17 protein-coding genes are annotated in these 24,215 nt (G+C 70.2%); 11 read left to right on the top strand and 6 right to left on the bottom strand.

Translation table 11 applies throughout. The features are described 5' to 3' along the window. Nucleotides 1–16: 16 nt before the first annotated feature. Nucleotides 17–1,369 carry a M1 family aminopeptidase gene (locus tag POL67_RS14125; RefSeq protein WP_271917858.1) on the bottom strand — a complete coding sequence of 451 codons (1,353 nt, stop codon included), beginning with the start codon at nucleotides 1,367–1,369 and terminating at the stop codon, nucleotides 17–19. A gap of 171 nt (nucleotides 1,370–1,540) precedes the next feature. Here POL67_RS14125 and POL67_RS14130 point away from each other — a divergent pair, with 171 nt between their 5' ends. The 9 genes from POL67_RS14130 to POL67_RS14170 are packed head-to-tail and all read left to right on the top strand — an operon-like array spanning nucleotide 1,541 to nucleotide 11,594. Next, entirely contained in the window at nucleotides 1,541–3,907 is a 2,367-nt protein-coding gene (locus tag POL67_RS14130; protein ID WP_271917860.1) for a type VI secretion system Vgr family protein, read from the top strand. Nucleotides 3,908–3,937: 30 nt separating this feature from the next. Next, nucleotides 3,938–6,586: a DUF2169 domain-containing protein gene (locus tag POL67_RS14135; RefSeq protein ID WP_271917861.1), complete on the top strand. Its 2,649-nt coding sequence runs from the start codon at nucleotides 3,938–3,940 to the stop codon at nucleotides 6,584–6,586. Next, nucleotides 6,583–7,635, top strand: a complete 1,053-nt coding sequence (locus tag POL67_RS14140) for a pentapeptide repeat-containing protein (protein WP_271917862.1) — start codon at nucleotides 6,583–6,585, stop codon at nucleotides 7,633–7,635. The genes POL67_RS14135 and POL67_RS14140 overlap by 4 nt, the downstream gene beginning before the upstream one ends. Nucleotides 7,636–7,687: 52 nt before the next feature. Continuing rightward, complete coding sequence (locus POL67_RS14145; RefSeq protein ID WP_271917863.1) at nucleotides 7,688–8,341, top strand: DUF3540 domain-containing protein; 654 nt, start codon at nucleotides 7,688–7,690, stop codon at nucleotides 8,339–8,341. Nucleotides 8,342–8,371: 30 nt separating this feature from the next. Beyond that, entirely contained in the window at nucleotides 8,372–8,764 is a 393-nt protein-coding gene (locus POL67_RS14150) for a DUF4150 domain-containing protein (RefSeq protein WP_136971234.1), read from the top strand. 29 nt (nucleotides 8,765–8,793) lie between these two features. Continuing rightward, entirely contained in the window at nucleotides 8,794–10,206 is a 1,413-nt protein-coding gene (locus tag POL67_RS14155; RefSeq protein WP_271917865.1) for a DUF2169 family type VI secretion system accessory protein, read from the top strand. Then, complete coding sequence (locus POL67_RS14160) at nucleotides 10,179–10,907, top strand: hypothetical protein (RefSeq protein ID WP_271917866.1); 729 nt, start codon at nucleotides 10,179–10,181, stop codon at nucleotides 10,905–10,907. Before POL67_RS14155 ends, POL67_RS14160 begins: the two co-directional genes overlap by 28 nt. Continuing rightward, a complete protein-coding gene (locus POL67_RS14165; RefSeq protein ID WP_271917867.1) occupies nucleotides 10,904–11,266 on the top strand; it encodes a hypothetical protein in 363 nt (120 codons plus the stop codon). The genes POL67_RS14160 and POL67_RS14165 overlap by 4 nt, the downstream gene beginning before the upstream one ends. Nucleotides 11,267–11,276: 10 nt before the next feature. Then, complete coding sequence (locus tag POL67_RS14170; RefSeq protein ID WP_271917868.1) at nucleotides 11,277–11,594, top strand: hypothetical protein; 318 nt, start codon at nucleotides 11,277–11,279, stop codon at nucleotides 11,592–11,594. A 36-nt stretch (nucleotides 11,595–11,630) separates the two neighbouring features. Here the strand turns inward: POL67_RS14170 and POL67_RS14175 are convergent, their stop codons facing one another. Beyond that, nucleotides 11,631–12,692 (bottom strand): hypothetical protein, encoded by a 1,062-nt coding sequence (locus POL67_RS14175; protein WP_271917871.1) that lies wholly within the window; start codon nucleotides 12,690–12,692, stop codon nucleotides 11,631–11,633. Nucleotides 12,693–12,803: 111 nt separating this feature from the next. Between POL67_RS14175 and POL67_RS14180 the strand changes: the two genes are divergently transcribed. Next, a complete protein-coding gene (locus tag POL67_RS14180) occupies nucleotides 12,804–13,859 on the top strand; it encodes an NAD(P)H-dependent glycerol-3-phosphate dehydrogenase (RefSeq protein ID WP_271917872.1) in 1,056 nt (351 codons plus the stop codon). 2 nt (nucleotides 13,860–13,861) lie between these two features. Continuing rightward, a complete protein-coding gene (locus POL67_RS14185) occupies nucleotides 13,862–15,433 on the top strand; it encodes a xylulokinase (protein ID WP_271917873.1) in 1,572 nt (523 codons plus the stop codon). Here POL67_RS14185 and POL67_RS14190 read toward each other — a convergent pair. From POL67_RS14190 to POL67_RS14205, 4 genes are all read right to left on the bottom strand, one after another. Next, entirely contained in the window at nucleotides 15,402–16,682 is a 1,281-nt protein-coding gene (locus POL67_RS14190; RefSeq protein WP_271917874.1) for an SUMF1/EgtB/PvdO family nonheme iron enzyme, read from the bottom strand. The genes POL67_RS14185 and POL67_RS14190 overlap by 32 nt on opposite strands. After that, entirely contained in the window at nucleotides 16,679–17,674 is a 996-nt protein-coding gene (egtD, locus tag POL67_RS14195) for an L-histidine N(alpha)-methyltransferase (protein WP_271917875.1), read from the bottom strand. The genes POL67_RS14190 and egtD overlap by 4 nt, the downstream gene beginning before the upstream one ends. A 62-nt stretch (nucleotides 17,675–17,736) precedes the next feature. Beyond that, nucleotides 17,737–21,684 (bottom strand): serine/threonine-protein kinase, encoded by a 3,948-nt coding sequence (locus POL67_RS14200; protein ID WP_271917876.1) that lies wholly within the window; start codon nucleotides 21,682–21,684, stop codon nucleotides 17,737–17,739. Further along, nucleotides 21,681–24,131, bottom strand: a complete 2,451-nt coding sequence (locus tag POL67_RS14205; RefSeq protein WP_271917877.1) for a serine/threonine-protein kinase — start codon at nucleotides 24,129–24,131, stop codon at nucleotides 21,681–21,683. Before POL67_RS14205 ends, POL67_RS14200 begins: the two co-directional genes overlap by 4 nt. Between the last annotated feature and the right edge of the window lie 84 nt (nucleotides 24,132–24,215).

A 24,215-nucleotide genomic window follows, 5' to 3' on the forward strand; every position in this document is an offset into this window, starting at 1 on the left:
GGGGCGCCCTCGCGCTTCAAGGACAAACCTGCTCGGACGGCACCATCTCGCTGCGGAGCCAGGCCGTCGCGCAGGCCGTGGCGTCATACCCGCCCACCGATTTGATGAAGTCGAGCAGGTCCTGGAAATGCGCGGCCTTTCCCTTGTACTTCAGGAAAAACGATTTGAACGACTGGTCGAGCTTCGTCTTGCCCATCTTCGCCTCCAGCGCGCGGAAGAAAAACGCGCCTTTCATGTAGGCGATGTCCCCGAAGAGCTGATCCTTCAGGAGATCGACCACGCCGCAGCCCTCGGGCCAGGCGATCTTCGGCGCGGTGCCGGCCATCGCCGTGTTCAGGCGCGTCGTGTAATGGGACCAGACCTTCATGCCCTCGTCCGCGCCCATCACCTCCGTGATCGCCCGCGCTTCGAGGTAACTCACGGTGCCCTCGGAGAGCACGAAATCCTCCCAGCAGGCCGGGCGCACGCCGTCGCCGAACCAGCCGTGCGCCGCCTCGTGCGCCTGGATCCACGGGTCGCCCATGGCGAGCGTCGAGACGTGCCAGAGCGGGTGGTGCTCCATGCCCCCGTACGCGCCCGCTCCCCAGTCCACCGCAATGGCGCCCGCCTCGTTGCCGAACGGATAGCCGCCGAGCATCGTCTCGTAAAAGTTCATGATGTCGACCAGGTCGGCCGTCCCTTTTTGCGCGTCCGTCCCGCCGCCCGGCAGGTAATAGGCCACGAGCTTCGTCCCCTGGAACGTCGTCCCCACGTCGAGCTTCGTGTAGCTCCCCGTCGCCCAGGCGATCTGGTAGGACGGCGCGTCGATCGCGATCGCGGACGGATACACCGTGGTCATACCCTGGGGCGTGCCCGTGATCGTGAGCGTGAACGTCGTTCCGTCCGCGGGATCGGAATGGCACGGGAAGAGATTGCCGCAGAAGTAGGGCCAGACGAGCGTCGAGCCTTTCGCCATGAGCCCTTCGAACTGCGCTTGCTCCTTGAACGTGTAATCGATCGTGATCTGCGCGGAGCCCTGCGACCTGGGCACGCCGACGTCGAGCTGGCCCTGCGTGAGCGTCCATTTCAGCGGACCTTCGGCGCGCGACACGCCCTGGATTTCGAGCCCCGCCGCCTCGAACGACGCGCCCGTGTCCTCCAGCGAGCCCGCGAGATCGATCACCGCGCTCCCGGTCATCGTCGAAAGATCCACGGTGAGCGCCGTCTTCTGGATGTTGCGGTCGAGGTTTGCCGACGGCTCGGGGGGCGGCTCGATCGGCGTCCCCGTGCTGCTCGTGCTGTTGTTTTCGCCTTCGTCCTTGGCGCAGCCGAGGGCCGCGAGGGCCACAAACCCGATCCCGACGAGCCTCGCGTGTCGACCGATCCGCATGTGTTGCCTCCGTACCAGCATGGGATGATCCATGCCACGAGGAGAGCGTGTCAAGGCCGCGAGCGTCAGGAATTTTCCGCTACCTCTGCGAGCGTTCTTTCCGGGCGGTGCCCCTTTACGACCGGCACGGGCCCATGCTCTACTCTCGCACCACGTGCCGGAGCGTGAGCGATGAGCGAGATCTTCACCTTCTTGTCCACCGCCTTCCCCCCGACGGCGCAGGTCACGGCTTTCAAGGGGCGGGAGGCCATTTCGCGGACCTATGAATTCGACATCGCGTTGAAGCTCACGGGGCTCGACGTCGACGTCGCCGCCGCGGTCGGAGCCCGCGGCACGCTGAACATCGATCGGGGCCTCGGCGCGCCGCCGTTCGTTTTCCACGGGATCCTGGCGTCCGTCGAGCTCGTGAACGATTACGGCGCGTACGGACTTTATCTCGCGCGGCTCGTCCCGACGTACTGGCAGCTCACGTTGACGCGGCACAGCCGCATCTTCACGGACGCGAGCATCCCCGACATCATCGAGGCCCTCTTGAAAGAGGGCGGGCTTGGGGCGAACGATTACCGGATCTCGCTCTGGAACGAGTACACGAAGCTCGAGCACGTTTGCCAGTATCGCGAGAGCAATTACGATTTCATTGCCCGGCTCGCCGAGCGTGAGGGCATCTACTTCTACTTCGAACAGGGCGAGGATCACGAGGTCCTGGTCTTCACGGATACGCGTTCGGCGCACAAGAAGCTCGCGCCGAAGCCGGTGAAGTATTTCCCGGCGCCGCCCGGCGACGTCTCGGCGGGTGAGTCGATCCGCTCGTTCCGGTGCCGCTCGAACGCGCTGCCCGGCCGCGTGAAGGTGACGGATTACAACTACCTGAAGCCGAGCCTGGAGGTCAAAGGCAGCGCCGAGCTCTCGGGCAAGGGCGATATCGTGCTTTACGGCGAGAACGTGAAGACGCCGGGGGAGGGCACGCGGTACGCCTCGATTCGCGCCGAGGAGATCGCGGCGCGGCAGACGGTGTACACGGGCACAGGCCCGCAGTTCTATCTGCGGCCGGGGTACGTGTTCATGCTCGAAGAGCACCCGCGGCTCGCGTTCAACAGCGAGTACCTCACGATCGAGATCGAGCACGTCGGCAATCAATCGGCGAGCGGCGAGGACATGGTGATGCTCTTCGGGGAGGAGGCGCCCACGAAGGAGACATACCTCGCCACGGTGCACGCGATCCCGCACGCGACGCAGTTCCGCGCCGAGCGCAAGACGCCCTGGCCGCGCATCGACGGTGTGGTCGACGGCGTCGTCGACGGCACGGCGGCGAGCCCGTATGCGCAGATCGACGGGCACGGCCGCTACAAGGTGAACATCTTCTTCGACGAGGGCGACGCGATCGACGGCTCGCGCTCCACGTGGGTGCGCATGCTCCAGCCGCACGGCGGCACCGTCGAGGGGCAACATTTCCCGCTGCGCAAGGGCACCGAGGTCCACCTCGTGTTCCTCGGCGGCGACCCGGATCGCCCCGTGATCGCGGGCGCCGCGCACAACGCCGAGACGCCGAGCGTGGTGACGCAAAACAATTACACGAAGAACCTGATCCGCACGGGGTCGAACAACTACATCGAGATGGAGGATCTCCTCGGCTCGACGCACGTGCACATCTACGCGCCGAAGCTCAACTCCTCGCTCCACCTCGGCGCCGGCGCCTACAACTTCGACCTCCGCACCGACGGAAGCGGCCACATTTACACGGGCGTGAACCTCGACGTCGACGTGATGGCGAACAAGACCGAGGACGTCCACGGCACCATCACCGAGATGTACGAAGGTCCGTTCACGACGACGGTCACGAACCCCGTCACGCAGACCTACAATGCGACGCTCGACGAGACGGTCGAGGGCGCGGTCACGGTCCGTTACAACAACATCCTCGACCTCCAGGTCGCGAGCACGACGACCCAGGTCTACAAGGCCGTCGTCGATTTGAACGTGCACGGGACGAACACCGAGCGCTTCCACAGCACCTACGACGAGACGGTGCACGGGAAGATGACGGGGATCTACCTCGGCACGCGGTTCCAGGGCGTGACGGGCGAGGACAAACTCTTCGTCGACGGCAACCAGGACATCCACGTCACTGGGCCCTCGGTGGAGAAGATCGACGGCACCTACGACCTCACGGTCAAGGGCGACATGACCACGTCGATCAACGGCAACCAGAAGATCTCGACGCAGGGCCCGGTCGAGTGGTTCAAGGCGGCCGAGTTCTCCGGCTTCACGCATGGGGCCACGTTCTCGGGCCACCTCGGGTTTTCGCTCGGCTGGTTTGCCGGCGGGCAGGTCTCGCTCTTCGGCGGCATCAAAGTCGACATCACGGCGGCCGTCGCGCTCGCGCTCACGCTCGGGCCCTCGATCAGCATCTCGCCCGTCGCCATGGACATGAAGGCGACGAACTTGAATGCGCTTGGCCTCAAGCTCCAGGCGATCGGCAACAAGCTCGAGGCCAAGGGCCTGAGCCTCGGCGTCGCTGGTTTGCACGTCAACACCTGAGCAGAGCGTTTTCTAGCGAGATCCTCGCGCGTGAAGATCCTGAAGCCTCTCCGGCTCTCCTTCGTGCACCGCACCTTCGAGCACAAGCGGCGGTGCCTCTTCGTGCCCACGGTCATGGCGCTCTTCCCGTTCGATTCGCCGAAATCGATCGGGACCGAGGTCGACCTCTGGAAGATGGCGGGCAAGGAGCTCGGCCGGTTCGGCGTGCTCGACCATTGCATGTGGAAGCCGCGGGGCGAGCTGCTCGTCACGGGGCATTGCTATCCGCCGGGCAAAAAAGAGGCACCCTACGCGCACGTAAAAGTCTCGCTCGGGACGATCGACAAGACGTTGTACATCATCGGCGACCGCACCTGGGGCCTCATGGGCCCGAGTGATCCGGCCCCGTTCACGAAGATGCCCATCGACTGGGCGCACGCGTTCGGCGGCGAGAAATACCCGCAGAACCCGGTCGGCAAGGGCCTCGCGCCGATCAAGACCGAGTCCGGCCAAACGAGCCACCCGCTGCCGAACGTCGAGGATCCGCGGCACGTCGTGAAATCGAAGGGCGACCGCCCCGAGCCGGCGGGCCTCGGGCCCTTTGATCTCACCTGGCCCCATCATTTCGCGAAGATGGGGACGTACGACAAGAAATGGCTGGAGGAGCAGTTCCCCGGCTTCGCGCTCGACACCGATTTCGGGGTCTTCAACGTCGCGCCGCCGGATCAGCGCCTCGAAGGGTTTTTCCGGGGCGACGAGGCGTTCCGGATCGAGAACATGCACCCGGACGAGAGCGTGATCGAGTCGCAGCTCCCCGGCGTGGTGGCGCGTTGCTTCTTGCAGCTCTCGCCGGAGAAGGGCGACGATCTCGTCGAGGTCCCGCTGCACCTCGAAACGGTGCAGCTCTTCCCGCACCTCGGGCGCGGCATCGTGATGTTCCGGGGCCTGCACGAGATCGAGGAGCCCGACGCCTCCGACGTGCGGGTCGCCATGGCGGCGCTCGAAGACCTCGGCGACGAGCCGAAGCCGCGCGCCCATTACGAGCAGGTCTTCGCGCAGCGGATGGATCGCAAGAATGCGCACCTGCACATCCTGCGCGATCCCGACCTCATGCCGCGCAGCCTCGCCACGGCCCCGAAGGCCGCGCCGGTCCTCGCGGACGAGTACGATCAGGCCATCGAGCAGGAGATGCTCGTCCTGAAGAATGCACGGCGCAAGGCGCAGGCCGAGCTCGACCGCGGCCGCGAGCGCGCGATTGCGATGGGCGCGGACCCGGAGACGCTGCCGCGACAAACCATCCCGCCCGAGGAAGAGGTGCCGAGCCTCGACGACCTGCCGGCGTACGTCGATCGGATGAACACCGAGGCGGACAAGCAAAAGGCCGAGGCCGAGAAGAAGCAGGCGGAGGCCGAGCAGAAGGTACGCGCGATGTGCGCGGCGCAGGGCCTCGATTACGACGAGATCATCAAGAAGGCGCGGCGCGAGAAGACGGGCCCGCCCAAGTTCAGCGCCGAGAAGGAAATCGAGAAGCTGCGCGACATGGCGGAGCTTTCGAAGAACGCGGGGGTCGAGCTCCCGGGAGTCGCCGAAAAGCTCGCGGATCCGGGGCTTCTCGACCAGTTGCGCAAGGCCGAGGAGCAGGTCCACACGGCGTACCGGATCGCGGCGCACCACGCCGAGGCGCCGGCGCCGATGGAGCCGGAGGAGAGCGAGCGGGCGCGGGCCGACATCCGGCGCGCTTATGCGACGGGCGAGAAGCTCGCGCGGCGTGATTTCTCGGGCGCGGATCTTTCGGGCATCGATCTCTCGGGCGCGGATCTCGAAGAGGTCTACCTCGAAGGCGCGAACCTGACGGGCGCGAACCTGACGGGCGCGAAGCTCGATCGCGCGGTGCTCGCGCGGGCGAACCTCACGAATGCGCGCCTCGCGCTCTCCTCGCTGCGCGAGGCGAACCTCGGGCGCGCGCGGCTCGAAGGCGCCGATTTCGAGGGCGCGGACCTCTCGGGCGCGACGCTGCACGAGACCGACGCGGCGGGCGCGAAGCTGCTCGGCGTGCTGCTCGACGGCGCGCTCCTGATCGAGCTGCGGCTCGAAGGCGCCGATCTCTCGGGTGCGCGTGGCGAAAAGCTTTTTTTCGTCAAGTGTGACCTCCACGGCGTCCGCTGGGCGGGCGCGAGGCTCGGGAAATCGAGCTTCATCGAGTCGAATCTGGCCGACGCCGATTTCACGGGCGCCGATCTCACGTCGTGCACGTTCGTGGGCGTGACCGCGGACGGGGCGCGGTTCGACGGCGCGACGCTCGAAAACGTGCGCGTCGTGCACGGCTCGACGATGGAGCGGACGAGCTTCAAGGGCGCGAAGCTCCCGGGCTCGAACCTGCGCGGGGCGAGGCTGCAATCGTCCGATTTCACGGAGGCGACGATCTCGAAGAGCGACCTCTCCGAGGCGGATCTGCGCGGGGCGAGCCTTGCGCGCGTGATCGCGGTGGATTCGCGCTTCGTCGGGACGGACCTCCGCAACGCGCAATGCGTCTCGGCGAACCTCATGCTCGGGATCCTGCACAAGGCGCGCCTCGCGGGCGCCGATTTCACGGGCGCGAACCTCTTCGCGGCGGATCTGCTCCGCGCCGTGGGGGATGACGAGACGCGCTTCGATCAGGCGAACCTGAAGCGCGTCGTGCACCAGAGGTCGGCCCGATGAACCGCGAAGAGCTCGTCGCGCTCGTGAAGAGCGGGGAGATCGTCAGCGAGATCGATCTCTCCGGGCTCGATCTCTCGGGCGCCGACCTCTCGGGCGGCATCTTCGAGAAGGTCGCGCTCAAAGGCGCGAACCTCGCGGGCGCTCGCTTCAAGGAGAGCGTGCTTTGCGGCTGCGATCTTTCCGAGGCGAACCTCGAAGGGGCGAACCTGCACCACGCCTCCGTCCTCGAATCGAAGCTCACGGGCGCGAATTTGAAGAAGATTTACGCGCCGATCGCGCGCTTCGTCGAGTCGAACCTCGCGGGCGCGGATCTCTCGGGGTCGAACCTGCTCACGGTGTTCTTCGTCGAGTGTGATCTCTCGGGCGCCTCGCTCGCCGAGGTCACCTTCGATCGCGGCGCGCTCGTCGACGCGAAGGTCGACGGGCTCGATTTGCGGGGCAGCCTCGTGAAGCAATCGGTCATCGCGAAGACGGATTTGCGCAAGACATTGATCACGAAGACCCGCTTCGAGATCGCGGTGCTGCACGAATCGGTGCTCGCGGGCATGGATCTCTCGGGGATGGATCTCGGCTGCACGCAGTTCGTGGACGCGGACCTCGCGGGCGCGGATCTCTCGGGGGCGAACCTCGAACAATGCAATTTCAAGGGCGCGGATCTGCGCGGCGCGAAGCTCGAAAAGGCGCGGGCGCCGAAGGCCATGTTCGCCGCGGCGAAGCTCGAAGGGGCGATTCTCTCGGGCGCGATGCTGCGCGAGACGCTCTTCGTGGAGGCGCTGGCGACGGGCGCGAATTTCGAGAAGGCGGACCTCGAGCTTTCGGTGTTCGTCCGCGCCACGTGCGTGGGCGCGCGCTTCGGCGGGGCCACGCTCTCGTATGCGGATTTCTCGAATGCGGACATCTCGCGCGCCGATTTCGCGGGCGCGAACATGCTGCGGACGCGGCTCCATCGCGTGAAGGACGACGACGCGACGTTCGGGCTCGCCCGGAAGATCGCGCTCGGCGACGACGCGGAGCTCGCCGAGGCGGAAGGGTTCTTGCCGGCCTCGTGATCGAGGCGGGTTTTCGAGGCGCGGAGCTTAGGGAGAGGGCACGGAGAACGACATGAACGGCAATCTCGCGAGAAAGCTCGATGAGCTCGAGGCATACCAGGTCATGGGCACGGTCGTGCACGCCGAGCCCGGGCTCTTCATCGTCCGCACGGGCCGCGGCGACATGCGGGCGCGGCGCGCGACGAGCTGCCTCGTCGAGCCGCGGATCGACGATTTCGTCCTCGTGGCCGGCGCCCCGAGTGGCGCGGCGTGGGTCCTCGCCGTGCTGGAGCGCGAAGAGGGCGCGGGTGCGTCGCTCGCTTGCGACGGGGATCTCGAAATCAAGGTGCCGGAGGGCCGCGTGCGCGTGGCCTCGAAGGAGGGCATCGACCTCGTCTCGCAGAAGGACGTCTCGGTCCTCGCCGACGGCGTGCGCGTGCACGCGGCGACCGGCAGCGTGGTGATGGACAGCCTCTCGTACCTCGGCGGGCTCGTGCGGAGCGAGATCGGCAAGTTGCGCCACGAGGGCGGCATCGTCGAGCGCGTCGTCGAGCGCGTGAGCGAGCGGGTGAAGCGCTCGTTCCGCAAGGTGGAAGAGGTCGATCAGGTCAAGGCCGAGCGGATCGATTATTCTGCGAAGCAGGTCATGAGCCTTCGCGCGGAGAACGCCATCGTCACCGCCGAGGAGCTCGTGAAGATGGACGGCGAGCAGATTCATCTCGGGTGAGCGAACACCGGGGCAGGGAGGAGGCGCGTCATGTTCGGAAATTCGCAATTGGGCGGTGTGAACCTCGGGTTTCCGGACGTGTGCCTCACGCCCATGCCGGTCCCGGTGCCGATCCCGTATCCGAACGTGTCCTTCGGCCCGCTCGGCTTCCCGCCCTCGTTCAACGTCCTCTGGATGTGCACGCCGGCGCATCACCTCCTGACGACGCCGCTCATTTCGATCGGTGACACGCCGGGCATCGCGATGGGCGTGGCCTCGGGCATGATCATGTCGCCGACGCGGCCCATCACCGGGGCCTTCACCGTGCTCGTCAATGGCATTCCAGCGACGCGCATGACGAGCTTCAACATCCAGAACAACACGAACTGTCCCGGCCTCGCGATCGTGCCCGCGCAGGTCAAGGTGCTCCTGCTCGCGCCCTAGGCCGCGAGCTCTTCACCACCTGGTTCGTCTTGGAGATCCGCTCGTTTTGCCCATTCCCTGCGGCGGCCTTCGTCTGGGAGGCCGCGCTGGGGGTGCATTCGCTCACGATCCTCGTCAAAGCGACGTTTCTGCTCGTACACGGGGCCGAGGCGACGGTCGCGCCGGCGCAGGACGAGCCTTCGGGGGATGTCACCTGGGAGAACGAGCCGGGCGCGTCGTTGCGCTTCGCCACCGATTTCGCGCCGCTCAAGCCACGCACGGACGTGCTCGTCGTCGGGCACGCGTTCGCGCCCAAAGGCGCGCCCGTCACGGAGCTGTCGTGCCGCATCGAAATGGGCGAGTTCGCGAAGGGGCTGCGCCTCGTCGGGGATCGGCGATTCACGTCCGGGCCCGAGGGCCTCGCGGCGGGGCCGCCGGCCGCCTTCACGCGAATGCCGCTTCGGTATGAGCGCGCGGCGCGCGGGGAGGGGAATCCGGTCGGGATCGATCTCGCGGCGCCGCCGTCGCGCGACGCGATGGCCGTGGCGAACGTGGTCGCATCCGCGGGACAAACCCCGGGCCTCGGCCCGCTCGCGCCGGGATGGCCGCAGCGGCGGCGGCTCGTGTCCGACGAGGGACATCGGTGGGCGACGACCGCGCGCGGCGAGGAGCCGGGCCCGGCGCCCGAGGGGTTCGATTTCGGGTTTTTCCAGGCCGCGCCGTCCGATCAGCAGATCCCGCTCCTGCGCCCCGGCGCGACGCTCGTGCTCGAACATCTGCATCCGACGCTGGAGCGGGTCGAAACACGGTTGCCGGCGGCGCGGCCGCAGGCCTTTCGGATCGATCCCAAGACGGGCCGGGTCAGCGAGATCGCGCTGCGTTGTGATACGCTCACGATCGACACGGATCGGGGGCGTTTGGTGCGGCAAGGCGGCTCGCTCGAGGACGTCGCGGGCGCGCCGGAGTTACATCCGCTCGAAAGGAGGCACGATACGCGGCCGATCGGGCAGGTGCGATCGGGCGGCACCACGAGCGGCTCCGCGTCCGCGAAGGCCCCGGCCTTGCCCTTCCGACCTGCTGCGCCCGGCGCGCCGGCTGCGCCCGCCGCGCCGCCGCGCCCCGCATTGCCGTTCGGCAGCGGCACGGTGCATGTGGGGGCGCCCGCAGTGGTCATTCGTCCCGCCACGCCGTTCGAGCGGTCGTCCGTGCCTCCCCCGCCGCCGGCGCCTGTCCCTGCCAAACTCGAGGAAGAGCTCGACATCGAGCCGGATCCGCCGACGCCGGCGCGGCCCTCTGCACCCCCGCCGTCCGGGCGGGTCCTCCCGTTCGGCAGCGTGACGCTCGGGCCTTCGACCGAGCCACCGAAGGTTTCTCTCCCGCCACACCCTTTCCCGCGGCGCCGCCGCGCCCGCAGACCGGAGAGGCGCCGCGGGTCTTGCCGAGCGCGGGATTGCCCTTCGTGAAGGCGGAGGCCGCGCCGCCGTCCTCGCCTGCGCCAGCGTCCGTGCCGCCGCCGGCGTCCGTGCCCCTGCCTCCGCCAGCGCCCGTGCCTGCGAGCGCCGTGCCCGTTCCTTTTTCGCCGAAGGACGCCGTCAAACCCGCGCTCGTCACGCTGCCGACGATTCCCCTCGAACCCAAGCCGCCCGAGCCCGAGCAGGGGGAGCCCGCATTGCCGGGAGCCGCGCTGCTCTTGCCGCTCCCGCTCGAGAAATATGCCTCGATTGCGGCGGAAATCGCCGGGCCCACCGTGGACGTCGGCGTGACGCTCCGCCGGCACGGGCTCGACGAGGAGAAATGGGCGCGCATCCAGGCCGAGAGCACGGCCATCATCGCGGAAGACGCCGGGCGCGCGGACGGCGCGCTGCTCGAAGCCTTCGATCGGATCTACGTCGCGCGCATGGAAGCGCTCGGCCGGAAGGTCGACGTGCAGGGGCACGCGCGCCTCTCGGTCGCGGCGGCGCACGGGAAGCTGTCGCGGTGCCTGGAAGAGCTTGGCCTCGGGCGGGCCGATCTCATGCCGCTGCGGCGCTCGCTCGGGCGGAGGGCGGCGAAGGATCCGGCCTTCGCGGCGGAGCTGCGTGCTGCGACGGAGGTCGAACGCGCGGCCTCGCCGCCGCCGGAGGTGGGGCTCTTCAAGCCGCCGCGGCGGAAGCGGGATTCGTGAGCGACGACGGTACGCGGACCGCGGCGCCGCTCGTCTGGTGCGAAGCCGGCCTCGTCGCGCGGGTCGCGCCGGATCGTGTGCTCGTGCGTGAGCCGGGCGGGAGGATCCACGAGCACGGCCTTGCGCCGTCGTGGATCGCGGCGGCGCTGGATCCGACGGGTGATCTCGTGCTCGCGGACGGCGAGCGGGTGCTCCACGCCGACGGGCGTGTGGCCTTGCTCGATGAGCGCGCGCATCTCGGGGCACCGGACGTGCTATGGATCCGTGGGGTGGCATCAGCGCGGGTTCGAGATTCGACCGTTCGACGAGACGAACAAGCAGCTTGGCCGAGGCGAATGCTGGCCGACCGATTTCGATGATCGGGGGACCGTGTCGATTGCAATCGACAGTACGGCCGCGTGGTACGTCTCCGTCCGGCCGGACGGCGAGGGGGATTGCGTGGCGCTGGCCCCGGACACGTATCGTAGCTTCAGCGGCGCCCTGTGTCTCGGGCCCGGGAGCGTGGACGTGGCGGGGGATGGGACGTTCGCCTGGCTCACGGGCGAGGCCGTCCTGGTGCGCTGGGACGAGGAGGAGCAGGCGGAGTTCGCCGTGACGAACCCGCAATCCGTCGCGTTATCACGCGACGGAAGGGAGGTCGCGTGGCTCGACGCGGCGGGCGAGCTTCATGTGAGGCTGGTGCGGTAGGCGCGGATCGGGGCGCGAAGGCGCGCGCGGTGGGCCTCAGGGCTTCGCCGGCGTGGTTTTCATGTCGACGCGGCTCCGAACGATCCGCGGGGGCGTGGTGTCGACGTCGAGCCGCGAAACGACGAGGTACTGCAAGGACGGCCGCTGCGCGCGCGCGAGGAGGAGTTTGCCGAGGAAGTCCCGCAGGGCGGGCTTCGCGCCGAGATCCAGGGCTTCCACGGATTTCCAGGCCGCGACTGCGCCCTTCACGCACGGCTCCTTCGCGCCCGCGGGGATCGGCTCGCAGACGAGCACGACGCAGTTCATCCCGAGCCCGAGGCACGTCCGGTGGATCGTGGCGTCGTCGGTCGCATCGTTGGCGGACGAGACGAGCGGAATCGTGGTCTTCGTGTCGACCTTGCCGCGCGCGAGGTAGAGCAGCCCGACGGGGTTGTGCGCGCCGTGGCTCTCCAGCCAGGCGAATGGCTCCGTCGCGCTCGCGATCGTGTTCGGGGCCCCGGAGGCGAGGCCGAGCAGCATCGGGCTCGACACGACGTTCCGCGCCCGTAGCAAATCGGCAGGATGGCTCTTTTTGCTGGTCGCGCTCGGCGGGGGCGGAATGCGGACGCCGCCCGTGACGGGCGCTTCGCCTGCGTGATCGTCGTCCTCGTCCCCGTCGCTCGGGCCCACGTTCGAGAGGATCTCCATCGAGACATCGACGCCGAGCTCCGCGAGGTCGCCCGCGTGGCCTTCGGCCTTGGCGCCTGCGTTCATCGCCTCTTCGACGAGGCCGCCGCCGCCCTCGGGGCCGTGCATGCCGGGCAGCGGCCCTTTCGCGCCCGCGCGCATGCCGTCGTCGCCGAGCGAGCCGAGCTTTCCACCTCCACGCATGCCGTCATCGGCGAGCGAGCCGAGCTTTCCGCCGCCGCGCAGGCCGTCGTCGGCGAGGGATCCCGCGCGGCCGAGGCCTCGCGCAGCGTCGTCGCCGAGCATCGCGCCTTTCGCGCCGACCTTCGCGCAATCGTCGCCGGCCCGCGCGACGAACATGCCGATCGCCGCGAGCACGGCCGCAAATCCCCCCATCTTCTTGCCGCTGCTGCCCTCGTCCTCTCCGCTCACGAAGACCTCCCGCCTTGGTTTGGCCGCGATGATACCGAGGGGCCCGCCGCAGGCAATCCCCCCGGGCAACTCCTTGCAAACGCGACGGTTCTGGGTACCCTCCGCGCCACCATGGCCGTCATCACCGTCCTCGGCGCCGGCATGATGGGCAGCGCGTTTTGCGTGCCGCTCGTCGATCGCGGGCACGACGTGCGCCTCGTCGGCACGCATCTCGACGCCACGATCATCGAGAGCCTGCGTGCACGTGGGCTTCACCCGACGCTGAAGCTCGATCTGCCCGCTTCCATCCGGCCGTTCTTCGCGGCCGAGCTCGAAGAAGCCGTCCGCGGCGCGGACATCCTCGCGTTCGGCGTGAGCTCGGCGGGCATTCGCTGGGCCACGGAGACGATCGCGACCCACGCGCGGCCCGGCTTGCCGCTCGTGATGATCACGAAGGGGCTCGAGCTCGACGGCGAGGCCGGCCGGCTGATGGTGCTTCCCGACGTGGTTCGGTGCGGTTTGCCCGAGGAGGTGCGGGCGAGCGTGTCGCCGGCGGCCGTCGCGGGGCCGTGCATCGCGGGGGAGCTCGCGCGGCGCGTGCCGACGTCCGTCGTGGTGACGGGGAGGGACGGCGAGGCGCTCGACAGGCTCGCGAGCGCGCTCCGCGGCCCTTATTATCACGTTTTTCCGTGCGCTGACGTGATCGGCGCCGAGGTCTGCGCGGCGCTCAAGAATGCGTACGCGATGGGCGTCGCGCTCGGCGCGGGCCTGCACGAGAAGAACGGCGGCGCGCCCGGGAGCGTGGCGATGCACAACTGGGAGAGCGCCGTGTTCGCGCAGGCCATTCGCGAGATGATGCGGGTCATCACGATGCTCGGCGGTGATGCGATGACGGCCACGGGGCTCCCCGGCGTGGGGGATCTCGACGTCACGATGAATGGCGGCCGCACGGGTCGGTTTGGTCGGCTGCTCGGGCTCGGGATCGGCGCGCGCGAGGCCGTCGCGCGGATGGAAGGCGCCACGCTCGAATGCCTGGAGATCCTCGACGTCATGCGCCGGGCCTTGCCCGCGTACGAGGCCCGGGGTGAGCTCGGCCCGGGAGAATTGCCGCTCCTGCGAAAGCTGATTGCCATCGCGCTCGAGGACGCGCCGGTGGAGATGCCGTTCGATTCGTTTTTCGGGGTCTGACGATGCAGGCGGGGGACGACGCGCTTTTCCTGGGGATCGATTGCAGCACGACGGCGTGCAAGGCCATCGCGTGGGACCGGGAGGGCCGCGCCGTCGCGGAGGGCCGCGCGCCGATCCCGCTCTCGAACCCGGCGCCGGACGCGTGGGAGCAAGATGCGCGGACCTGGTGGGAGGCCCTCGCCCTCGCGACACGCGAGGTGGCTCATGCGCTCGGGGACCGGGGCGCGCGGCGGATCCGGGCGATCACGATCACGCACCAGCGGGAGACGTTCGTCCTGACAGACGAGCGCGGCGAGCCGTTGCATCCCGCGCTCGTGTGGATGGACGCGCGCTGCCGGGCGGAGGTCGCGGTGCTCGCGGCGAAGGTGGGGGAGGCGCGCCTGCACGAGATTTCGGGCAAGTTCCCCTGCACGACACCCTCGCTCTACAAGTTGCTCCACCTGCGCAACCGGATCGCGCCGCACCTCGCCTCGCGTCCCGTGCGGATGCTCGATGTGCACGCCTTTCTCGCCCACCGGCTCACGGGCCGGCTGGTCACGTCCGTGGCGAGCGCGGATCCCACGGGCCTCGTGGACATGGCGGCGCGGGGTTTTTCCGCGGAGATCCTTGAATGGGCAGGTTTGTCCGCGTCGGAGGTCCCCGCGCTCGCCGAGCCGGGCGAGCGGATCGGCGAGGTGAGCGGTGAGGTGGCCGCGGACCTGGGGATCGAGGCGGGGATCCCGGTGTTTGCAGGCGCAGGGGATGGGCAGGCCGCGGCGCTCGGCGCGGGCGTCGTGGGGCCGGGCGTGATGTATCTGAACCTCGGCACGGCCATCGTGTCGGGGGTCATTGCGCGGGAGTACCGCACGGATCGGGCCTTCCGGACGATGATGGCGGCGACGCCGGGCGCGTTCCTGTACGAGACCGATCTGAAAGGCGGGACGTTCACGCTCACCTGGCTCGCGCGTTTGCTCGGCGGGGACGCGGAGGCGTCGTCGTCGACGCTGGCCGCGCTCGAACGGGACGCGGAGGGCCTTCCGCCGGGCGCGGACGGGCTCGTGCTCGTGCCGTACTTCCACGGCGTCATGAATCCCTACTGGGACGACGCGGCGACGGGCCTCCTGCTCGGGTTCTCCGGCGGGCAGGGGCCGGCGCATCTGTACCGGGCGATTCTTGAAGGCATCGCGCTCGAACAGCGATTGCACACGGACGGCGTGGAGCGGGCGTCGGGGCCGATCAAGGAGCTCCGCGTGATGGGCGGCGGCTCGCGCAGCGCGCTCTGGTGCCAGATCCTGGCGGATGTCCTCGACAAACCCATCGTGCGGGCGGGGACGAGCGAAGCGACGTCGCTCGGCGCGGGGATCCTGGCAGCGGCAGGGGCGGGGGCGTTTGCGGGAATCGAGGAGGCGGCCGCGGCGATGACGTCGCGCGGCGAGGTGTTCGTCCCCGGGGAGCGGCGAGGGGTGTACGAGCGGCTTTACCGCGAGGTGTACGTGGGGCTGTATCCGGCGCTTTCGGGCGCGATGGGGCGATTGGCGCAGATCCGGGAGAGCGCGCGGTCGCTCACTCGTCCCACGCGACACGAAAACTCGTGAACGCGTACGGATACGTCCGTCGGTACCAGTTGCGGAAGCTCGGGCGGAGCAGTGTCTTGTCGGTGGCCCACGAGGCACCGAACACGACGTCATGCTCGGCGTCGAAGAAATCCGCGGAGTAGCCGGGGTACGTCCGGGCGTACGGGACGAACCCGGGCAGGGGTGAGAAAGGCGTGCTCGTCCATTCCCAGCCATTGCCGACGAGCTCTTCCACGCCCCACGCATTCGCCCCAGCCGGATGCGCGCCCGTGGGCGAGGGGGAAAACCGGGCGAAATCGAAATTGCCGTGGCAGGGCGCAGGCGCGGCGTCGCCCCAGGGATAGGGTCTGCGAGCGCCGTCCGGGGCCGTGTAGGCGGCGCGGCAGAGCTCGGCCTCCGTGGGCAGCCGGCCGCCGTGGTGCGCGCAATAGGCCCGCGCCTGCTCGCCCGAGACCTGCACGGGCCACCCTTTCGCGACGTCGAAGGGCACGGGGCCGAACACCGTCTTGACGAACAGGCGAGCGCCTCTAGGAATCCATGAGCGGGGCAGGAGCGACGGGGGATCGCCGCTCGCTCGGAGGAACACGAGCCAATCGAGGTTGCGCACGGGCAGAGAATCCAGGGAGAAGGCGCCGACGGAGACGTGGGTCCTGCCAAACTCGTTGTCCCAGCCGAACGGGATCTCGTCCCAGGCGGCCCCGACGACGGCGTCGCCCGCAGGGATGCGGATGCGCTCGGCGGCGCGGCCTTCGCCGGATGCGGGCGGAGCCATGCGCGCAGGGCGCGGGATCAGGCCTGCGCGGCACTCCGCGAACATGTAGAGCAGCGTCTCCTGGTGCATGAGCTCGTGCTCGACGACGAGGTGCAGGATGCGCGCGTTCGCGCAGAGCGGGTCGTCCGCGCGGCCGAGGGCCTCGCCGATCCGCGCGCGGACGGCGCGGCGCGCCTCGTCGCGATAGGCGAGCACGGCGGAGACGGAGGGCCACTTCGAAAGGGCCGTCCGGCGCGCGCTCGTCTCGTCCTTGGGATCGATGCCCCGTTCGAAGAGGACGTCGAAGGCCTCGTCGAGGTGCCCCGCCCCGAGCACGCCCCGGCCTATCTGGTTCCAGGCGAACGCCGGGAGGTGGCCGAGGTAGAACAGGAAGGGGTGGCGCAGGCCGATCGGCCGTTCGAGCAGGGCCTCCCGAGGGAGCAGGCTGAACAGGAGGTCCGTGCGCTGGTAGGTCGTGTCGAGTTTTTCTTTCCAGAACGATTCGAGGGGCAGGGTCACGAACGACGCCTCCGGACGAGGGCGAGGGCGAAGAGGTCGGCCGGGTCGGTGTACCAGCGGTCGGTCGTGAGGCCGGCCTCGCCGGCGGAAGCCTCGAGCGAGGCGCGCGTGAACTTGCAGGAGAGCTCGGTGCGGATCTCGGCGCCCTTGTCGAAGGCGAGCCGGAGGTCGAGCCCGTCGAGGCGGACCGCGTTCTTGCGCGTCGCGACGAGGCGCATTTCGATCCAGGCGTTCTTCTGGTCGTAGAAAGCCCGGTGCCGGAAGGCCGACGGATCAAAATTCCCCGCGAACCGCCGGTTGAGGACGGAGAGCACGTTCAGGTTGAAGGCCGCCGTGACGCCCTCGGGGTCGTCGTACGCGGCTTCGAGCCGGGCCGGATCCTTGACGAGATCCACGCCGACGAGCAGCGCGTCCGCGTCATTCATGCGCTGCGCGAGGTCGCCGAGGAACGAGCGGCGCTCGTCCGGGTGCAGGTTGCCCACGGTGCCGGCGAAAAACACGACGAGGCGCCCGCCCGCGGGGCCGAGGCGACCGAGATCGGTCATGAAATTGCCGACGACGCCGCGGAACACGAACGCCGGGTAATCGGCGGAGAGGCGATCGATCGACTGGAGCAAGAAGAGCTCGTTGATGTCGAGCATGGTGCAGGTGACGGAAGGACCGTCCGCCCGCAGGGCATCGAGCAAGATCCGGATTTTCCGGCCCGCGCCGCTGCCGAGCTCGACGAGGTGGTGTGGACGCGCGTGCGCGACGATATCCGCGGCGGCGCGCTCCAGGATCGAGATCTCCGTGCGGGTCTGGTAATACACGGAGAGCCCGGTGATGCGCTCGAAGAGCTCGCTCCCGGTGTCGTCGTAAAGGTAACGCGCCGGGATTTCCGGGAGCTCCTGGAGCAGGCTCGCGCGGAGCGCCGCGCCCTCGTCGATGAGGCGCGTGGAGGAGCGGGGCGCGAGGTCTTCGGGCGCGTCCTTTCTGACAGGCGATCCGTCCATTCGCGAAACCCTCCAGCGCCCGCGGGCGGGAGCCCGAGCGCCGGGCGTGATGCGCCGTTTGCTCAGGACACCAGCGTCGAAGCGGGCGCAGCGGGGGGATGCGAAAGCCATTCCTCGGCGCGAACGAGGAGGGTCACGTGGGTCGGAATTCGTTCGAGGAAGGTTTGGCGAAGGAGCGGATCCGGGATTCGGGTCGCCCGCGCGAAAAGATCGGAGCGCGCTTCGAGCACGGCCGCGCGCGCCTCCTCGGCCCGGCCGAGGGCGCGGAGGGCATCCACGCGCGCGAGGACGAGGTGATCGTGACCAAAGTGGTACATGCCGCGCCGCGCGCTCTCGGTGAGCGCTGGCTCGGCGAGCGCGAGGGCCTCGGCCGGGCGGCCCTCGGCGAGCGCGAGGCCGGCCAGGATGCCCGCGAGCGCCGCGCGCGCGAAGGGTAGGTTTTGCACGAGCGGTTCCAGGGCGAGCGCGCGGGACCGAGCCGCCGCGAGGAAGCCCGCGGCGAGCGCCGCCTCCGCGAGCAGGAGCGCGGCGTTGAGGGCGACAGCGCGTTCGCCGCGCGCCTCGGCCTCCTGGTACACGGCCGTGCAGGGCTCGATCGCGTCGGCCGGGCGGCCCCGGAGCACGAGCACGCGGCCGAGGTACGTGCGCGACGCGAGCGCCATCATGCTGCCCGGCTCGGCGCCTTGCATGGCGCGCGTGAGGGCGGCCTCGGCCTGCTCGAAGGCGCCGAGGTAAGACCAATCGAGGCCGACGTGCATCTGCACATAGGGGCCATACCGCCGATCGCTCGCGGCCTCGAAATGGGCGAGGGCCTCGCGATCGAGGGCGAGCGCGGCTGCGAAGTCGCGCGGGACGTAGCGCAGCCAGAAGGCGCGGGTCATTTTCACCCAACCCGCCGCGGAGGGCTCGTGGTCGAGGAAGGGGGTCGTGACCTCTTCGAGGCGCGCGAGGTGCGTCTCGGCGAGCTCGCGCTGGGCCCCGAGCAGGTAGGGCATGATCGCCACGCTGTAGGCCCAGGCGAACGCGGGGATCGCGGCGCGCTCGGGGGTCACGCGGGCGAGGTCGCGGACGAACGCGGCGCGGGCCTCGGGTTGGTTCGCGAGCAGGGGGCTCGTGATCGCGCTGCCGAGCGCGCGCAGATGGCTCGTCGTGCCCGGCGTGGCCAGGGCGAGCGTGGCCTCGGCCGAGGCGAAGGCTTGCGCCCAATCGCCGTTCCAGGCCCAGGCGTCGGTCTGGATCGCCCGGAGCGCGGCCGCCCGGTCCCCCGCGGCGCCGAGGGCGAGGCCACGCTGGGCGAGGGCGAGCGCGGCTTCGTCGTCGCCCGCCCCGAGCGCATGCTGCGCGGCGCGCTCGTAATGGGGAATCGCCCGCGCCCCGTCGCCGCCGCGATCGAAATGCTCGGCGAGGATCTTCGGGTCCCATTCGCCGTGGGCCTCGAGCCAATCGCCGGCGAGCCTGTGGCCGAGGGCGCGATCACGATCGGTGAGCATCGCATACGCGCCCTCGCGCAGGAGCATGTGCCGGAAGGCGAGCGCCTCCTCGCCGGCGAGGCGGCTGTCCCGCCGCGCGACGAGGATCTCGCGTTCGACGAGCGAGGCGAGCACGGCCGCGAGCGCGTCGTCGTCCGGCGCGTCGTCGCCGAGCAGGGCCGGAATGCCGCCATGAAAGAAGGATTCGCCGAAGATGCTCGCCGCCCGAAGGACACGCCGCGCCGGTGGATCGAGCGCGCCGAGCCGCGCCTCGATCATGCCGAGCACGGTCTCGGGCAAGACGCCGCCGCGCCCCTCGGCCACGGCCCGCACGAGCTCTTCCAGATAAAAGGGATTGCCCGCGGCGCGCTCGACGAGCGCGTCGATCAGCTCCGCGGGCGTCTCCTCGCCGAGGGCGTGGCGCGTGAGGCGAGCGCTCGCCTTGCGCGGCAGCTCCGCGAGCCGCACCTCGTGCGCTCGATCCCCGAAGAGGCGCGGGAACATCGTGAGGGCCTCGGGGCGCGCGGCGGCGAGGAGCAGGAAGGGGCGATGGCCAAGCTCGCGCATGGCCGCGTCGAGCAGGCGCAAGGAGACGGCGTCGCCCCATTGCACATCCTCGAGCGCGACGACGACGGGATGTTTGCGTGTCATCGCCGCGAGCAGATCCACGACGGCCCCGCGCACGTGATCCTTCATGAGCGCCGGGCTCTGCCGCGCGGCGCGCAGGCGCGGGCTCGCCTCGTCGGGCAAGGGGAGGCCGATGAGCTCGGCGACGAGCTCGGTGACACGCGCGGCATCCGAGGCGGAGACGTATTTGCCGACGAACGCGGCGAGCCGCGCGCGGCCCTCGTGGGGCGCACCCGAGAGCGCGCCGAGGAGCGTGGAGCCGAGCAGCGAATAGGGAGACCCCTGGCCGAGCAGATCGCCGTGCCCGCGGGCCACGAGGACGTCCGGGCGATCTTGTCGGATGCGCGTGACGAGCTCCGCGAGCAGGCGCGATTTGCCGGCGCCCGCCGCGCCGACGAGGAGCACGGCCGAGGGGCGCTCTTCCTCGATCGCCGCGTCGACGAGATCACGCACCATACGAAGCTCGCGGTCGCGGCCGACGAACGGACTCGGCCTGCCGAGCAGCGTGCGCGCGGCCTCGCCGGAGGTGCGCTCCACGACGAGGCGGTGGCCATCCGGCAAGCTCGTGACGTCGAAGCGCGCGTCGAGCAGGGCGCGGGTGACGTCGTCGATGCGGATGCCGAGGACCTCACCCCCCGGGCCCCTCTGCCCATCTTGGAGCGCGGGCGTTTCCCGTTCGAGCAGGGCCGCGACACGATCGACGACCTCGCCGACGGGCAAGCGCGCAGAGGCCTCCGCGCGGCCCGTCGCGAGCGCGATGGCCGCGTCGGGGAGGATCGCGCGCAGCCGCAAGGCCGCGCGGGCCGCGCGCGCGGCGCGATCCGTGGGCTCTCCGGCGCCGAGCAACGTGACCACGAGCGCGCCGTTGCGCAGCTTGTCGACACGCGCGCCGAGCGGGGCGACCTCGTGCCGCACCGCCGCCACGACGTCAGCCTGCGAGCGCTGCGTGGAGGCTTGCGCGTCGAGCGCGCCGCTCACGGGGTCGCGGTGGAGGGCCAGGATCGAGACGAACCGCGCCTCCACGTCGGTCAGGCCCATCGCTGCGGGTTCGTCCGCGATCGTGGGGACCTCGCCCGTCTCCTCGGTGCCGAGCGCCTCGATCGCGGCGAGCTCGGCTTCGAGGGCGGGGCCGTTCGCCGGGCGTGACGCGGCTTTTTTCGCGAGCAGGCGCGCCATCAGCGCGTCGAGCCGTGGGGGGAGGTCGGGCCGTGCTTCGGCGAGGCGCGGGGCCTCTTCGAGCAGGAGCTTGGCGAAGAGGGCCATGAGGTTCTCGGCCTGGAAGGGCGCGCGGCCCGTGAGGCACTCGTAGAGCACGGCGCCGAGCGAGAAGACGTCCGCGCGCGCGTCGATCGGCGTGCCGTCGCCGCTCGCCTGCTCGGGGGCCATGTACCCCGGCGTGCCCAGGAGCACGCCCGACCGCGTGAGCTTGCGCGACGTGTTCCCGAACTGCGCGAGGCCAAAATCCACGAGCTTCACGCCCTCGATCGTGCGGCCGACGAGCATGAGGTTCGTCGGCTTGACGTCGCGATGCACGATGCCCCGCGCGTGCGCCGCGCCGAGCCCCGCGGCCACGCGGCGCGCGAGGAGCAGGCTCTCCTCCAGCGTGAGCGGCCCCCGCGCGAGCCGCGCGGCGAGGTCCTCGCCTTCCAGCCACTCCATCACGAGGTAGGGAAACCCTGCCTCGGAGAGCCCGTGCGTCACGTAACGGACGACGTGCGGATGCGAGAGCTCGGCGAGCGCGCGGGCCTCGATGTCGAAGCGTCGTGTCGCGTCCGAGGCGGGCTGGTGGATGACCTTGAGCGCGACGGGCAGGCTCGTCGTGCGGTCGTGCGCGCGGTAGACGGCGCCCATGCCGCCTGCGCCGGCGCGGTGCTCGATCACGAAGCGTCCGGCGACGACCTCGCCGCGGTTCATGAGCGCGCGCCGCCTTGCTTCCGCGCGAGCGCCTGAGCCGCGTCTCCCTCGCTGCCCGCGAGCGCCGTGGCGCGCACGCCCGAGCCCGCGAGCCAGCGCTCCGCGAGCGCCTGACCTCGCCGGAGGTCCGCCTCCGTCGACGTCGCCAGGAACGCCTCGCGCAGCATGGGCAGGCTGAACGCGTACTCCGTGTCGTTCGGGGCGCTGCTCGTCCGTCGCCGCGTGATGATCTCCCGCTTCGCGAGATCCCCGAGCATCGAGCGCACCTGCGTGACGTCCGTATCCCCACCGAGCAGCGTGACGGCCGCGCCCTCCCAGAACGTGACGCCGACGAGCGCCGCGGCGCGGAGCAAGCGCCGCGCGGCAGGGACGAGCTCGGCGATCGTGGACCCGTGCACGGCGAGCAGCGCCTCCGGCGTCACACCCTCCTCCGCGCCGCGCGCGAGCTCCTGCAAAAAGAGCGGGTGACCCTCGGATCGTTGCGCGAGCGCGGCGAGCGCTTCCTCGTCCCTGTCGGGCCCGAGCGCGAGGCGCAAAAACTCGCGTGAGGCCCGCTGCGAGAGCGTCCCCAGGCGGATCTCCTGCACGCTCCGGCGCGCGAAGAGCCCCGGCGCGCGGTCTCGCACCTCGGGCCGCGCGAGCGCGAGCACGCCGAACGGCCGGTCCGAAAGCTCGCCGAGCGCCTGATCCACGAGCGCGAGCGAGGCCGCGTCCGCCCACTGCACTTCATCGAGCACGAGCAAGAGCGGCCCCGCCTCCGTGCGTGCCCGGAGGACGTCGAGCGCCCGCTCCTCGAAGCGGCTCGCGGCGCCTGCGTCGGGCGCGGCCGCGAGGGCCCGGATCGTCGGCTCGATCATCCCGAACTCGGCGGTGTTGCTCCCGGGTCGCCCGAAGCCGATCACGAGATCGGGGCGGGTCGCCCGGAGCGCGCGGATCACCTCTTGCGCGAGGCGTGTCTTGCCGAGCCCCGCCGGCGCGACCACGAGCGCGGCCGAGGCGCGCGGCTCGTCGAGCCCTTCTTCGAGCAGATCGAGCACGACCGCGAGCTCGCCCTTGCGGCCCGTGAACACGCAGGGCTGCCCGAGCAGCGGACACGGCTCGCCGAGATCGTCCCGCTCGCGGCGGAGGCGCGCGTCGTCGGCGGGGCCTTCGATCTCGAACCGCGCGGGCAAGAGGGCTTGCGTCCGATCATCGATACGCACCCCGAACGCGGGCGCGCGGCACGTGCGCTTCAGCAGAGCGAGCGCGCGCTCGACCACCTCGGGGGCCGGCAAATCCCGCCGCGCATCGGATCGGCCCGTGACGAGCGAGACTCGAAACCCGAGCAGGATCTCGGCGATCTCCAGGGCGCAACGCGCCGCGCGCACCGGCCCATCCGCGGACCCGTCGAGCGAGAGCAAGAGCGTGCCCGAAGCGAGCTCCGCGGGCGAGGCGCCGTGCCGCCGCGCGATGACCCGCACGTCGTCCCAGGACGAACGAGGGAGCTGCGTGCGCAACGTGGGGCTCGAAGGCCGGATCGCAGCCTCCACGGCGGGCGCGGCGACGACCGCGCAGACGAGGCGATGCTCGCGATCGCTGATCCCCTCGGGCAAGGCCGGCACGACGGAGATCCTTTCACCTCCAACGGTGTCGATGCCTTCGAGGGCGCGCAGCACCTCGGCCCCGTCGGCAGGTCGGGCCTCGGCCACGCGCGAGAGCATCCGCGCGACGAGCGTGTCGAGCGCCCGCGGCACCTCCGGCTGGATCGAACGGACGCGCGGCGCATCTTCGAGCAGGAGCCGCGCGAGGATGGCCATGACACCTTCGCCCTCGAACGCGGGTTTGCCCGTCAAGCACTCGAAGAGAAGCGCGCCGAGGGAAAACACGTCGGCGCGTGCATGGACACGTCCTCGCAAGCCCTGGGCCTGTTCGGGCGCCATGTACCCAGGCGTGCCAAGGACGCTCCCGGTGCGCGTGAGCCTCGCGCCGTTCGAGGCGGCCTGCGCGAGGCCGAAATCGAGGACCTTGGCGGCCTCGGGGACACCCCCGACGAGGAAGACGTTGCTCGGCTTGACGTCACGGTGGACGATCCCGCGCGCGTGGGCCGCGGCGAGCGCCGAGGCGACGCGGATCCCGAGGCCCACGGCCTCGGCCTGCGTGAGGTGCCCTTCGACGAGGCGTGACGCGAGGCTCCTGCCTTCCAGCCATTCCATGACGAGCCAAGGCGCCCCCGAGGGCGCGGCCCCGTGCGCGACGTAACGCACGATATGGGGATGGCCGAGCTCGGCGAGGATCTTGGCCTCGTGATCGAAGCGGCGGATGGCCTCGGCGTCGTGCTGTGCGAGGACCTTGATGGCCACGGGCGCACGCGTGACGCGGTCGTGGCCGCGGAACACCGAGCCCATGCCCCCCGTGCCGGCGATACGCTCGAGGACGAAACGACCGCCGACCACGTCTCCAGGCTGCACGGCGAGAGGATGCCGACGCCGCGCGGGATAGGCAAGCGGCTCCGCCACCCCCCTCGTCCGAGCCCCCGATCTCGGCGGAGCCTC

Origin of the sequence: Polyangium mundeleinium, assembly GCF_028369105.1 — a bacterium.
In the GTDB taxonomy this organism is placed as follows: Bacteria; Myxococcota_A; Polyangia; order Polyangiales; family Polyangiaceae; genus Polyangium; species Polyangium mundeleinium.

Bases quoted from the DNA above. Each gene is read 5' to 3' on its own strand.
- POL67_RS14125 (WP_271917858.1), bottom strand. From the start codon at position 1,369: ATGCGGATCGGTCGACACGCGAGGCTCGTCGGGATCGGGTTTGTGGCC.
- POL67_RS14130 (WP_271917860.1), top strand. From the start codon at position 1,541: ATGAGCGAGATCTTCACCTTCTTGTCCACCGCCTTCCCCCCGACGGCG.
- POL67_RS14140 (WP_271917862.1), top strand. From the start codon at position 6,583: ATGAACCGCGAAGAGCTCGTCGCGCTCGTGAAGAGCGGGGAGATCGTC.
- POL67_RS14145 (WP_271917863.1), top strand. From the start codon at position 7,688: ATGAACGGCAATCTCGCGAGAAAGCTCGATGAGCTCGAGGCATACCAG.
- POL67_RS14150 (WP_136971234.1), top strand. From the start codon at position 8,372: ATGTTCGGAAATTCGCAATTGGGCGGTGTGAACCTCGGGTTTCCGGAC.
- POL67_RS14180 (WP_271917872.1), top strand. From the start codon at position 12,804: ATGGCCGTCATCACCGTCCTCGGCGCCGGCATGATGGGCAGCGCGTTT.
- POL67_RS14185 (WP_271917873.1), top strand. From the start codon at position 13,862: ATGCAGGCGGGGGACGACGCGCTTTTCCTGGGGATCGATTGCAGCACG.
- egtD (WP_271917875.1), bottom strand. From the start codon at position 17,674: ATGGACGGATCGCCTGTCAGAAAGGACGCGCCCGAAGACCTCGCGCCC.
- POL67_RS14200 (WP_271917876.1), bottom strand. From the start codon at position 21,684: ATGAACCGCGGCGAGGTCGTCGCCGGACGCTTCGTGATCGAGCACCGC.